The sequence below is a fragment of the Flavobacterium frigidarium DSM 17623 genome, from assembly GCF_000425505.1.
Taxonomy (GTDB): Bacteria; Bacteroidota; Bacteroidia; order Flavobacteriales; family Flavobacteriaceae; genus Flavobacterium; species Flavobacterium frigidarium.
The window spans coordinates 1-14,120 of the sequence record NZ_AUDO01000013.1 but is presented as its reverse complement, the minus strand read 5'-3'; the positions used below and the strand labels follow the sequence as shown (position 1 = coordinate 14,120).

Annotated in this window: 10 protein-coding genes; 1 reads left to right on the top strand and 9 read right to left on the bottom strand. The window is 35.7% G+C overall.

The window, feature by feature from the left end:
• Positions 1 to 9 precede the first annotated feature (9 nt).
• The 9 genes from H603_RS0109365 to H603_RS0109320 form a co-directional block, all read right to left on the bottom strand.
• Positions 10 to 207, bottom strand: a complete 198-nt coding sequence (locus tag H603_RS0109365; protein WP_026708350.1) for a hypothetical protein — start codon at positions 205 to 207, stop codon at positions 10 to 12.
• 87 nt (positions 208 to 294) lie between these two features.
• Positions 295 to 1,161: a helix-turn-helix domain-containing protein gene (locus H603_RS0109360; RefSeq protein ID WP_026708349.1), complete on the bottom strand. Its 867-nt coding sequence runs from the start codon at positions 1,159 to 1,161 to the stop codon at positions 295 to 297.
• 149 nt (positions 1,162 to 1,310) lie between these two features.
• The gene (gene hflX, locus H603_RS0109355; protein ID WP_026708348.1) at positions 1,311 to 2,561 is read right to left on the bottom strand and encodes a GTPase HflX; all 1,251 of its coding nucleotides are present in this window, start codon (positions 2,559 to 2,561) and stop codon (positions 1,311 to 1,313) included.
• A gap of 175 nt (positions 2,562 to 2,736) precedes the next feature.
• Entirely contained in the window at positions 2,737 to 3,195 is a 459-nt protein-coding gene (locus H603_RS0109350) for an FKBP-type peptidyl-prolyl cis-trans isomerase (protein ID WP_026708347.1), read from the bottom strand.
• 60 nt (positions 3,196 to 3,255) lie between these two features.
• Entirely contained in the window at positions 3,256 to 4,608 is a 1,353-nt protein-coding gene (locus tag H603_RS0109345) for a DUF5689 domain-containing protein (protein ID WP_026708346.1), read from the bottom strand.
• An 11-nt stretch (positions 4,609 to 4,619) separates the two neighbouring features.
• Positions 4,620 to 7,457 carry a carboxypeptidase-like regulatory domain-containing protein gene (locus tag H603_RS0109340; RefSeq protein WP_026708345.1) on the bottom strand — a complete coding sequence of 946 codons (2,838 nt, stop codon included), beginning with the start codon at positions 7,455 to 7,457 and terminating at the stop codon, positions 4,620 to 4,622.
• Between the two features lie 545 nt (positions 7,458 to 8,002).
• A complete protein-coding gene (locus tag H603_RS0109335; protein ID WP_026708344.1) occupies positions 8,003 to 9,214 on the bottom strand; it encodes an MFS transporter in 1,212 nt (403 codons plus the stop codon).
• 239 nt (positions 9,215 to 9,453) lie between these two features.
• On the bottom strand, positions 9,454 to 10,494 hold the full coding sequence (locus H603_RS0109330) for a Gfo/Idh/MocA family oxidoreductase (protein ID WP_026708343.1): 1,041 nt from the start codon (positions 10,492 to 10,494) through the stop codon (positions 9,454 to 9,456).
• Positions 10,495 to 11,230: 736 nt separating this feature from the next.
• Positions 11,231 to 12,298, bottom strand: a complete 1,068-nt coding sequence (locus H603_RS0109320) for an NADH:flavin oxidoreductase/NADH oxidase (RefSeq protein WP_026708341.1) — start codon at positions 12,296 to 12,298, stop codon at positions 11,231 to 11,233.
• A gap of 258 nt (positions 12,299 to 12,556) precedes the next feature.
• On the opposite strand from H603_RS0109320, the gene rseP reads away from it, so the two are divergent.
• Positions 12,557 to 13,900, top strand: a complete 1,344-nt coding sequence (rseP, locus tag H603_RS0109315) for an RIP metalloprotease RseP (protein WP_026708340.1) — start codon at positions 12,557 to 12,559, stop codon at positions 13,898 to 13,900.
• Positions 13,901 to 14,120: the final 220 nt, after the last annotated feature.

Genomic DNA, 14,120 nt, shown 5'->3' with positions numbered 1-14,120 from the left:
GTGATAAACTTATTTAAACGCTTTTAAAGTAGCTAACTCTAGTTCTAATTCTTCGGCTTTAAGTTTGAATTTCTCCATAGCTTTTTTCAGTTGACCTATTTTTTTTAAGGCATCTTCATCTTGAATGGCTTGGTAAATTGTTGTTCCTTCTTTTTCTTTTATGCTTGAAGTGCTGCCACAAGTTGGGCATTTTGCTATTGTACTCATAATTTATTTTTGAGCAAAGTTCGTTTACATTAAGAAAAACAGAAAGGTGAAAAGATTTCACATAATGGTAAATATGAAACCATGTAACTACAAACTAGATTTAAACTCTTTAGGGGTGTATCCAGTATGTTTTTTAAAAAACTTAGTAAAATTAGTCACCTCATCAAAACCCACTAGATAAGTAATTTCTTTAAGACTTAGCGCTTGCGCGAAAATCACCCTTTTAATTTCGAGAATAACATAATTATCTATGAAGTTCTTAGCGGTGTTTAAAGTCACCTTTTGAACAATTTCATTCAGATATTTGGGAGAAATAGCTAATTCCTCAGCGTATGTTTTTACATTGCGTGTTTCTGTATATTTTTTTTCAACCAAGTTTTTAAAATTCAGAAACAGTGTTTGATGCTTCACATTTACATCTACGGGAAAATCGATTTGCGCTTGACGCTCTAATCTCAAAAGATAAAGCTCTACTATTTTGGCTAAAATTTCTTTTTTAGCGTAGTCGTTAGTTAATTTAAGTTCGAACTGCGCTTCCTTTAGAAATGGAAGTGTATGTGAGCTTTTTTGAACAGGCGTTTTAGAAAGGTGGTAGTTGTATAAATGAGAAATAAAATCAACAGAAGATTTCGAAAACTGTTTGACTAGAAAATCTTCCGTGAAGGCGACAAGAAAACCTTCGTATTCAAAAGTTTCTTGAAATGCATGTACTTGTCCTTTGGCAATCTTAAGCACATCCCCTGCTGTAATATCATAATTTTGTAAATCGACTTGATGTGTCCCAGCACCGCTAGTTACAATCAATAGTGCAAAAAATTCAATGCGATGTGGCTGCCTAGGATCGTGATCAGGATTTTCTCCTACACGCAAAAATAACTCATTTAAGGAAATAAGCTCTATATCTGTGGCTCCCTGCTTGCCTTTAAATGCTATGTTGGGGATATTACTTTTCACTACATCTTAACTAAATATTCAAATCAAGATACTCTTTTTATTTGTAACTGTAAAGCTATTTTTTTTTAAAAAGGAAAAGCTTCAATCCATTCCCAACAGTTTTAAACTAAAAAAATCCCTTTTAAAGTAAAAGGGATTTGCGTAATGTTCTATTCTTCTTCGTTGTCGTCGTCATCTTCTTTTTCGACAGCATCTTTATAATCAGGATACAAGAATTTATTGTAAGGAAAACGAGTAATATGAATGTGTCTTACAGCTTCATAAACACGTGCTCTAAATTCCTCAAAATTTTCTTTGTTTGTTGCCGAAATAAACAAGGCGTTCTCTTGACCTACGCGACCCATCCAAGTTGATTTCCACTCTTCAAGTGTGTAATGTTTTGGTGTTTTCTCAGTCATCAAGTCATCATCGTCGATTGTCAAATGTTTGTAAGCATCAATCTTATTGAAAACCATAATTACTGGTTTATCATTAGCTTTAATGTCTAACAATGTTTGATTTACAGATGCGATATGATCTTCAAAATCTGGATGAGAAATATCAACAACATGCAATAACAAATCAGCTTCACGAACCTCATCTAGCGTACTCTTAAAAGAGTCGACTAACATAGTAGGCAATTTACGTATGAAACCAACAGTATCAGACAATAGGAAAGGCAGGTTTTTAATCACTACTTTTCTAACGGTTGTATCAAGAGTAGCAAATAATTTATTTTCGACAAAAACATCACTTTTCCCTACCGCATTCATCAAAGTTGATTTACCTACATTTGTGTATCCTACGAGAGCCACACGCACCATCGAACCACGATTACCGCGTTGTGTTCCCATTTGCTTGTCGATAGCTTTAATTTTATCTTTCAATAATGCAATTCTATCGCGCACAATACGTCTGTCTGTTTCAATCTCAGTTTCTCCAGGTCCACGCATTCCAATTCCCCCTTTTTGACGTTCAAGGTGAGTCCATAATCCTGATAAGCGGGGCAACATATAAATACATTGTGCTAGCTCAACCTGAGTTCTCGCATAAGAAGTCTCTGCACGTTGTGCAAAAATATCTAGGATAAGGTGTGTTCTATCTAAAATTTTACATTCTACTATTATTTTTGAGATGTTCTTTTGTTGTGAAGGCGTTAACTCGTCATCAAATATCAAAGTTGAGATTCCGTTTTCCTTTACATAGGCATGAATTTCTTCTATTTTCCCAGTTCCCATGAAAGTTTTGGGATTTGGGCGCTCCATTTTTTGTGAAAAACGCTTCACTACTTCCCCACCTGCTGTAAAAGTCAAAAACTCCAACTCGTCAAGATACTCCGTTAGTTTCTCTTCACTTTGATTTTGCGTTACAATACCAACAATGGCGGTCTTTTCAAAATTTAATACTTCTTTTTCTAACATATTTTTAAATAAGTTACAAATTTAATCATTTGTATGCTATTAACTGTAAGGTAGTGTAATATTTAAAGATGTACATTCTTATTAAAGTTTTTTTAACAACACAGTTGTAAATTAGATATAAAAAAAGGGATTTTTACCTGTTGTAAAAATCCCTTTAGCATAAATGTATTATGTATTAATTTACCGAAATCAACTTTACATCAAAAATCAAAACTGATCCACCCGGTATTGTGCTATAATCATTCTCACCATAACCTAAGTGTGCTGGTATTAATAAAATTCCGCTTCCGCCTTCTTTAAATAATGGGATACCTTCTGTCCATCCTTTGATAACTTGGTTTAAAGGAAAGCTAATTCCGTCTGCCTCACTTTCGTCAAATACCTTTCCGTTCAAGAAAGACCCTTTGTAAGCCACAGTCACATTAGAAGTTGCTGTAGGTTGTGCGCCAGTTCCTGGATCAGTAATGACATAGTACATACCTGAATCTGTTTTTGTTGCATCTAAGTTTTTCTCCTTAATATAAGCAGTAATATCTGCATCGTTTTGTTTTACAAAATCAATATTTTCATCCTTAGAACCACTGTTACAAGAAATAAAAAGTGTTAATAACCCAGCGAATAAAGCGTATTTCATGGTGTTTAAAATTTATTATTTCTGCAAATATACTAAAAGTGTGTTTGATATAATTACAAATTATTCGGCAACAATTTGCACATCGTCAAGCAGAAAGCTTCCGTCGAGTGCTAAATTCTTTCCTGAACCCACATACTTAAAGGCAATATGCACTTCGCCTTCATAAGAAGACAAATCAATTTTCCCAGAACCTATATACTGTAAATCGGGAGTGGCTTGATTGGGTAACTTTGGATTTAAATTTATCCAAGATGCTTGATCAACGTTTAGCCCATCAAAATCAGTCGCGATGTATACTTCCAGAGCATTCAAATTTGAATTCACATCTAATCCTTCTTGTGCCGTTCTAAAGGTGAGTACTTCGTTTATAGTGTCGTCTAAATTTATAGGTGGTGAAATTAGCCAAGCCTCATTCAAGTCTACTCTTGTTCCGCTTATTGCAAACTCAGCATAGCCGTTCCCATCAAGTATACCCGATCTCCAGAATAATTTTCCCTCGGTAACAATATTGGTCCAGTCAGGCAAGCTCAAATTTGCCTTGTCGGTTACTGATTGAAAATTTTCGATAAAAAAAGGGATGGCTCTCTCCCCTTTCATAGCAATATCGTCTAGCGATCGCACTACTAATTGAAAGTCATCGCTATACTTAGTAAGCACACCGCGTACCGTACCCACTCCTGTAGGTAGATCATCTGCAGCAAATCGAGCATAACTGCTAGTTCTCAAAATTATTTGATTGCCTTCATCATCTCTCAAACTCCAGTTTGTGGCTCCGCCAATGTCATTTGTTTCTTCATAAAAAGTTCTCCCTATTGCCTCTTCGGTAAACTGCACATTTGAGATTTCAATTAATGTATTTACCTTTTCATCATCTTGAGATTGTGCTATGGTCATTGGCGTTACTAACTGATCATCAGAAACAGTTGTGCAGGAAGCGATCAAAATATCCTTAAAATCATTCTGAGACAATCGGCCCACTCCACCAATATTAAAACTACTAATGTAGCTCGTTCCTATACGCAAACTACCGTATCTAATATCAGTAAATTGATTTTTAAGTTTGACATACACTTTATTTCCCACCCTATAGTCAATGTAAGCATTACTCACATCGATAGGAACACTAAATCCTATGGTTTTAGTCGTGGCTGTGGGCAAGGTTTGAAACGAAATTGCCTTAAAAAAATTCCCATATTCATCACTTGAAACCACATAAGCTTCAATCACGTCATCATAGTTATAACCTCTTACAATGTTGTTGCTGGCTGCACGAATATCAGCAACTGATTTATTAGCGACTAGGTCTGTTTGATCACATAATAAATTGGGCGTAGCGACATTATCATTGTCACAATTTACTAGAAGTGTTGATAGAAGTACTAAAAAAATAAGTTTGTTCCACTGGTTTATCATACTGCTTGTGTTTATAAGTTAAAGGATAGATTTAAGAAAAAAGTTCTACCATATCCATAATAATATTTACTACCAAAAGAAGGTGTCCCGCTAGAAACATCCTGATTAAGTTGTCTAAAATTTCCGTTTCTCGCCTGCTCGTATCCGCCGGTTTTGTATCTTAAATTTAGAACGTTGTTGATACTGATGAATAAACCAATATATTTTCTTTTGATTCGCCACGATTTTCCACCTATAACATTTAGCAAAAACACCGCAGGAAAACGTTCTTGTTTTAATAACTCTGCTGACCTTTCGGCGGTAACTTCTGGAAAAGGTGCGCTGCTTGCAGGATTTATATTAAAACTATTTGTTCTAGTAATCGACGAAAAATCAATGTATGCATCGGCGAGGTAATTTAAATTTGTTGCCACCCACCAGTATTTAGGATCTCGATATTCTAAACCTAAACTGTATGCTTGTTGCGGCATACCGGCTTGTTTGTAATTTTTTAATAATGCCGGACCAAAATCAAACGAAGGTTTTGTGTTTTCTACTGTGGCTAGCGCGTCATTGTTGACACTTAAATTGGGATTGTTAGCATAAATATTTTTACCATAAGCCGCAGCAAATGTTGTTTTAATTGTTGTGGTTAATTGATATTCAAAACTCAACTCAAGTCCCACATTCCTAGTATTGATATTCGTAAGTGATTGGCCTACAAAAGCATTAGTATTGGTATCGCCGCCACCATTATCAAATATTCCTTCAGCATAAAAAAAACTGGTTTTTGTCGCATCCCGCATGGCAATATAATAAGCTGTCGCTCTCGCTTTGATATTTGGTGATCTAAAAATATAGTTGGCATCCACACTACTTATTGTCTCACTTTTAAGTCCGTCTAGAGTAGCGTTGTTTAATCTAGAATTAGGGAAGGCATTTCGCAAACTAGGCGCTATTGTGAGGTGGGCAGCGTTAAAATGGAACAATTGCTTTCCTGATATTTTGTAGGTTAGTCCTGCTTTGAATCCAAAGTTTTCAAATTTTAATTTTTGGCTTTTACCAAAGGATATGTTCTCATAAATTCCGTTTTTGTACAATCCTTCGCGTTGATAACTGCTATTAGAAAATGTTTGAGCCAAGTAAAAATCGACCTTAGTGTATGCAAATTTAAATTGAGTAAAAGCATCAAAGGTAGTTGCATCAAATAGAAAATTGTATCCATAAGCATCTCCCACTTTTACTTGCCTGTTGGGATTATTCAGGTCGGCTTGCGCTTGTTTTCCTTTATAAAATCCATCGATATCTTCGAAGTAGCTTCCACCAAGGAGATCGGTCAACTTTTGATAATTGTGAGATTTTAATTTTCGAAAAGTAGCCCCCGCTTGCAATGAAATATTCTCTGTTAAAACTGTATTAAAAACTGAATTACCCACAAACAGCTTATCATCAGTACGGTCCTCATATAATACATAATGACTTTTTGCTGCAGTATAGCCCGTGATGGTTCCGTTTTGATTTGTAATTGGATTTTGATTCGCGCGATACAAAGCACTCCAATCAATTTGAGGATTGGCTAGAAAAGATGCTTCACTCTTAGCCGCATTTTCAAAATCAGGTATGAATGCTCCAGAAAACTCTCCATTGTCACGTTCATAAAGAGCGGTAAAATAGCTGGGCATTTTTCTAAAATAAGTAGGGTCAGGACTGTTTGCATTTTGGTAATCAATTTTGCTATTCCCTATTCCACCAAACTGATACATAAAACTAGTATTCAAATCACTATCCTTATTGACCTTAAAATAATGATTTAAAATAAACAGTGGTTCCTCGATTGTTTTCACTCGCGAGTTTCGTTTCTCTCCATCTTGATAACCCCAATAGGCGTTATAGTTTACATTTGTGAGCGCAATCACCTCAGCAGAATTTGGTCCGTTTTTACCTCTTTCATTTCGAGCGTACATACCGGTGAAATTGATAGCATGCTGGTCATTGATTTTCTTTTCGACACCCAATAACAAAGAATTTGCATCGTAAGTAGTTCCTTCAAAATGCCCCTCTCGCGTCAATCTTTTTCCTGCCGAAAATACAAACGCCCAGCCTTTACTGTTCATTCCTGTAGCGTGTGTTATCATCGCGCGGCCATTATAATTGGTATTCGTTGCAGACAATGTCGCTTTTGTTCCTGTTCTATATGTTGATGCTCTAGTATTCATGTGTTGGGTTCCTAGAATACTCCCAAAAGTGTAATCAGAAGCTGTAGTTCCTATTGTGAATTCTTGATTTCGGGTAGCATCGTTTAGTCCGCCCCAATTGCTCCACTGCGGTCTACCGTCATAAATCTTGTTCATTTTGATGCCGTTAATCATGATCACTGCCTGTTCCGTATTTAGACCGCGAACACGAAAACGGGCTTGTCCCCAATTAAAAGCCGCCGCCTTTTGAAAAATATCTTGTGATGACTGTAGCATTCCCGAAATACTTTCAGAGCCGCTATTGTCTTCGCTTAAATCCTCATCATATAGTCGAATAACAGCCATTTGTTGCTGGGAGATTTCGTCATGTTCTAATAAAATGTTTCCCAGATCTAGTGTTTGGTTTACACGAATAGTTACGGGGTACAAAGCATCTTTATATCCTTGACTGTGAAAAAGCAGCATTTGTGGTCCTAGGGCAAGTGAGTTGAAGAGGAAAGTTCCGCTGGAAGTGGTTAATTGCATTTTGCTAGTGTTTTGCACAGACACAACAACATATTCTAATGGTTTGTGGGTTTTTGCATCTAATACTTTTCCAGAAAGTGTGCTAGAATTTTGAGCCCATGAAGTAACAGTAAAAAGAGTAAAAAATAGCAATAAGTAGTATTTTTTCATAAGCAGATTTATGGTTTTAGTTGCGATTTTAACCTGAAAATGTAGGTAGAAATGCTGCCAACAACTGCGATAGAATATGCTGTTGAGATGAAATAGTACTGCTAAATAAAAAAGCTATTATAAAGCTAGCTGTTTTGTATTATCGCTGCTTCAATAAATTGCAAGAAATTATTAATTGGGGAGTTAATAATTACTGTAAATTGTACTAAATGTTTGATTTTCAGATTCTAAATATAAAAAACATTTAACGTTTACACAAAAAAAATATAAGAATTTTACCTATTAACTATCTTATGGAATGATCTTTAAGCTTAAAAGTATTGGTTGCTCGGGTTGAAATATGATTCATACTAATGTTGCATTTGAGCTGTTGATAGTACAGAAATAGGATGGTTGCACCGTTTAAAAAATGCAGTTACTAGAACAAAACGTTGTAAATAATCCCGATGGAAACGAGTATCCTTTTTAGCCAGGGTTTGGCTATAAAGATACTGTGTACAGCGGGACTAATATGTATTATAAAAGAGTGCGTTCTATTCCTGAAATTATTGAATAGCTTTAATTCTAGAAGCCATAAATGCAATTAAAAAACCAAAGATTCCTATGAATGCAAATGAAAATCTCAAACTAGATAATTCGGCGATATAACCTATTACTGGAGGTCCCATTAAAAACCCTAGAAAACTTACGCTAGAAACGATAGTTAACGCTTCACCTGGCGGCACTGTGGAATTTTTTCCAGCAATACTATATAAGGTAGGAACAATGGTTGCCACACCTACTCCTACAAACATGAAGGCGATTGTTGCCGGAATTACATACGGAAAAGCAACTGCCGTGAACAATCCTATCGAAATCAAGCAGCCACTAATTTGGATTACTTTTTTACGTCCGAATTTTAAAATCAAGCCATCTCCCAAGAAACGACCACCCGCCATGGTAATCATAAACGAAGTATATCCTAAAATCACTAAGGGGCCTGGCGCGTTGATAACATCTTTAAAATAAACACCGCTCCAGTCAAACATTACACCTTCGCTAGCCATACAACAAAAACCAATTACTCCCAGCCACAATAAGGCGCTATCTGGTTTTGAGAACATTTTTTTAGTTTCTTTCTTTGGGATTTCTTTGGCCTTAATTAAGAATTTATAATTGAATAGCATCAATATAAAAACCACTGCTGCAACAATTAAAAAATGATGGTAAGGCGATAACTCTAAAGCCAGCATTGCTAATCCTATTAATGCTCCAGTAAATCCTGCAAAGCTCCACATACCGTGAAAAGAGGACATGATTGTTTTTTTAAACAAAACCTCAGTATAGACTCCTTGGGTATTGACTGCTATGTTTGTTAGGTTACTGAACAGTCCAAAAAAGAACAAACCTAAGGATAGTTGCCAAGAGTTTGTTGCTAATCCTAGGTTAGTCATGCTCACCGCATATAGAAAACAAGAAGCGATCAAGATTTTATAGCTGGTGAAACGAGTTACTAATTTTCCTGAAAAAGGCATGATTAGCAATTGCCCTAAAGGAACTGCAAATAAAATTGTCCCTAATTCTCCCGAACTTAAATCAAGGGCTGTTTTAATATCGGGTATTCTACTGGCCCAAGTAGCAAAACACAACCCCATCCCGAAATAGAATGAAGACACGGCCCAACGTATTCTATTTAAGTAAGATAGTTTTACATTGCCATAGGTTTTTTTATATTTCCCTTTGGCTTTATACTTAGTTATAAATTTTAAATCGATCAAGATATTTTCCTTTTTATTAATTTCAGTCGGCAAAAGTAGTCAAAAGGAATGGGCAACAACGCATTAGCCTGTTGGCCGCTATCACATACAACGTTATTGTTTATAAAAAAAATCCATAATTGTGCTTATTCATTGTCACAGCGCACTTAAAAAGAAAAAAAGCTGTTTTCTAAATCGCAACATGGTGAGATTTGGAAAACAGCTTGATAATAAAATTAATACTCTAATTTAGTTTTTTTTTATATCGTAATCACTTGTTTTTGAGTGTTACTTGCAATTGTGACTTCGATAATTTTCATCACATTAACGCCATCTTGACCAGAGACAGGAATTGCTTTCTCGTGTACAATCGCTTGATAAACACCCTCAAAAAAGTCGTAATAATTTCCTTGTAATGTGCTTACTTTTTCTCTAATTTGTTTGTCATTTTCTTGAGTGTGCAACAGTCCTTCATTTTCTGGTTTTTCTGTTCCCCAAGTATTTAGATTTGGTTTTTTACCTTCTTTTAAATCGTCTTCTTGCACATCACCGCGAACTTTTAAGAACGAGCCTTTTTTACCATGGATAGTGTATGCTGGATTTGCTTCTCTCACAAAAAAACCAGCTTTTAAACGTACTCTTAGATTATCGTAGTATAACGAAATATCAATCCAGTCGTCTACTAATGATCCTTCTCGAGTCGTTCTAATATCTCCCATAACAGCGTTAGGTAATCCAAATAAATACAGTGCTTGATCAATTAAATGCGGACCCAAATCTTTCAGGATTCCTGCACCATCGTTTGCTGTTTCTTTGTGTGACTTAGCACTCAAGCTAGGATTGTAACGATCAAAATGAAATTCGGCTTCTACGATTTCTCCAAGGACTTTGTCGTTTAAAACTTTTTGCACCGTTTTTAAATCGCTGTCCCACCTTCTGTTTTGGAATACGGCAAGTTTTAAGTTTTTTTCTTTGGCCAGAGCCACTAATTCCTCTGCTTCTGCGACTGTGGTGGTAAATGCTTTTTCGACTATAATATGCTTGCCTGCTAGTAAGGCTTTTTTTGCGTATTCATAGTGTGTGGCCACTGGAGTGTTGACCACCACTAATTCAACATCAGAATTTAAGAGTTCTTCTAGCGTGGTGTAACTAACCGTTTCTGGATAATCCTCTTGGATTAATTTTTTACTTCGTTCCCAAGATCCTAAAAGTTCGAATCCTTCATGTAGCTTTATAAATGGTGCGTGGAATACTTTGCCTGACATTCCGTATGATAGAAGGGCTGTTTTTATTTTTTTCATGAGTTGTGTTTTGTTTGATGGGACGCTGCTTTTTATTTGTTCTTTGGATTATGGGTAGCCTTTGTTGTGGGATGGCACGCTGATCTTACTTTAATCTTGTAGCACTTGCCATTGATTGCGGGATGGAACGCGGATGACACGGATTTTGTCGGATCAAACGGATTTTTTATTAAGGCTTGAAATTCGCTTGACTTATATTACGTGGTGGACCACGGATTTTACTTTAAAACTTTTGGCGCTTAGCCTTTATTGCGAGATGGCACGCGGATGACGCGGATTTAAACGGATTTTTTTGATGATTGGCTTATGGTTTTATTGTGTGCTCTAGAAGCTGGTTTTTATTTGATTTTTGGATTGTGGGTAGTCATTGTTGTGGTATGGCACGCGGATTTAAACGGATTTAAACGGATTTTTTTAAGATTGGCTTATGGTTTTATTATGTGTTTTGGAAGCTGGTTTTCTTTGTTGTTTATAATGTTTGTGATCTTCAGTACGGGATGGGATGCGGATGACACGGATTATGTCGGATCAAACGGATTTTTTTGTGGTCGTAACGAGCGTGCACTAGATTGTATGTTTGAACGGATGTTCTATTAATAAGTGGCTAAAAATTATGCGCAAATTTCATTACGATGCAAAATAAAAAAAAGCAAACACAAACTACAGCAATTCGTGAAAATCTGTGCAATTTGTGTTTACTTCTTATGTGACTTCTCTATTTTAAAAATTCTAAAAATTATTTCTTTGCTCTTTCATATTGTTTTGGCCAAGTAGTTTCGGCATTTAGATCATGGGCAAAAGTCAAAGCAAGGTTAGGGTCTCTTAATGATTCTCTAGCAAATAAAACCATGTCTGCTTTTCCAGAAGTGATGATTTCTTCTGCTTGATGTGCTTCAGTGATTAGGCCTACAGCTCCAGTTAATATTCCGGTTTCTTTTTTAATTTTTTCAGCAAAAGGCACTTGGTAATTTGGTTCCACTGGAATTTTTTGGTACGAAACCAAAGCCCCTGATGAAACATCAATTAAGTCCACCCCTTTGTCTTTTAAAATAGCCGAAAGTTTTACTGATTCCTCTGCATTCCACCCACCTTCTGCCCAATCTGTAGCAGAAATTCTTACGAATAACGGCAAGTTCTTTGGCCATTCTGATTGCACTGCTTCAACTACTTCAAGTGTTAAACGAATTCTATTTTCAAAACTTCCACCATATTCGTCTGTACGTATGTTAGATAGCGGTGATAAAAATTGGTGCAATAAATATCCGTGTGCTGCATGCACTTCCATCACTTTATAGCCCGCTTCTACTGATCTTCTAGTCGCTACTTTGAAATCAGTAAGTACTTTTTGAATTCCGTTTTTATCTAGTGCAACAGGTTTTGGTTCGTTATCATGATAGCCAATCGCACTTGGTGCCACGGTTTCCCAACCACCTTCTGAATCGTCTAATTTTTTATTCCCTTCCCATGGTGTAGACACACTTGCCTTGCGACCGGCGTGTGCTAATTGGATACCCGGAACCGAATTTTGGCTTTCGATAAATTCATTTATTTCGATAAACTTTTCGATATGGGCATCACTCCAAATCCCTAAATCACCCGGAGAAATTCTACCTTCGGGAGCGACAGCAGTAGCTTCCTGAATAATTAATGAAGCACCACCAATGGCACGTGCTCCTAGATGTACCAGATGCCAGTTTGTGGCAAATCCATCGGTTGCCGAATATTGACACATTGGCGAAATAACAATGCGATTTTTAAAAGTAATATCTTTTATTTTTATAGCTGTGAACAATTGTGAAGACATAAATCTATATTTTTATTTATTAGTATTTTTTGCAGCAGAGCGCCAAATTTTTAGGTGATTTTCGAATGTACATTCGATAAAAAAATCACAAGACGTTGCTCAATCTACTGCGATAGTAAAGTTAGTAGACCTTAAGTTATTTTGAAACTGAATTTGTATTAATTAACAAACTTTTAAAGTCTTATGGAATAATAATTGCAAATTATACAAATAGAAAACCTTACTTTTGTGGGTTATAAAAAGAATTAAAATTTAAAAATGGATCTATTTATCAAGCTTTCTCAATTTTTATTGAGCTTATCATTACTTATAATACTTCACGAATTAGGACATTTTATTCCTGCTAAATTATTTAAAACCAGAGTCGAAAAATTTTACTTATTTTTTGATGTTAAATATTCACTTCTTAAAAAGAAAATTGGAGAAACAGAATACGGTATTGGGTGGTTGCCACTAGGTGGATACGTGAAAATCTCAGGAATGATTGATGAGAGTATGGATAAAGAGCAAATGGCTTTGCCTCCACAACCTTGGGAATTTAGATCTAAACCAGCATACCAGCGTTTAATCATTATGCTTGGTGGGGTTACTGTAAACTTTATATTGGCATTCATTATATATATAGGAATGGCATTTGCTTATGGCGAAACTTATGTTGCCAACAGTGATTTTCAAGACGGAATGTTAATCAACAATCCTGTAATGCAAGAAGCCGGTTTTAAAACAGGTGACAAAATTATAGCTGCCGATGGTGAGAAAATTGCAAGATTTGACAACGACATCACCATGAAATTGATCATGTCTAGAAAGGTATTGATCGAAAGAAATGGTAAAGAGCAAGAAATTGCACTACCAGTTGACTTAGTTGATCGATTGTCACAGTACGAAAAAACGAATCTTATTGACATTCGTATGCCATTTGTAATAGGAGCAGTTGAAGATGATTCACCCAATACTACTTTACAACCAAAAGATTTAATCACATCATTAAACGGGCAACCAACTAAATATTTTGATCAAGCCGAGATTATATTGGCTAACAGTAAAGGAAAAACGATTCCAGCTACAATACTTCGTGATCAAAAAGAGCAAAACATCACTCTTAAAATATCTAAAGAAGGTACTGTAGGTGTGCAGCGCGGTGGATTGACCATAGATAATTTAGAAAAATTAGGGTACTATAAAATCAGTAAACAGGAATACTCTTTTATGGAGTCAATCCCTGTAGGGCTTACAAAAGGTAAAGACCAACTTATAGGTTACGGAAAACAATTGAAAATGATCTTTAATCCTCAAACTAAAGCATACAAGCAAGTAGGTGGATTTAAAGCAATCTTTGATATTTTTCCTGAAACATGGAGCTGGGAGACCTTTTGGAGAATTACTGCATTACTATCAATTATGCTTGGAGTAATGAATTTATTGCCTATTCCAGCACTTGATGGAGGACACGTAATGTTTTTATTGTACGAAATAATTTCAGGTAAAAAACCATCAGATAAATTCTTAGAAAACGCACAAGTTGTTGGTTTCGTTTTACTTATCACACTATTATTATTTGCTAACGGAAACGACATTTACAAAGCCATTGTAGGCCGATAAAAAAAATTGAAAATATTTTATTTTTTGTTTGGAGATATCAAATTTAGACCTATCTTTGCACCGCTTTACAACTGAAAAACATTTCAAAATAAAGCATCAAAAAAGATTAAAACGTTCTTTATAAAACATACAGTTTCCTTCTTAGCTCTTCCGATAGCTATCGGAAGGTTAGAGTATCAGAAACAACGAAGACATACAGTTTCCTTCTTAGCTCTTCCGA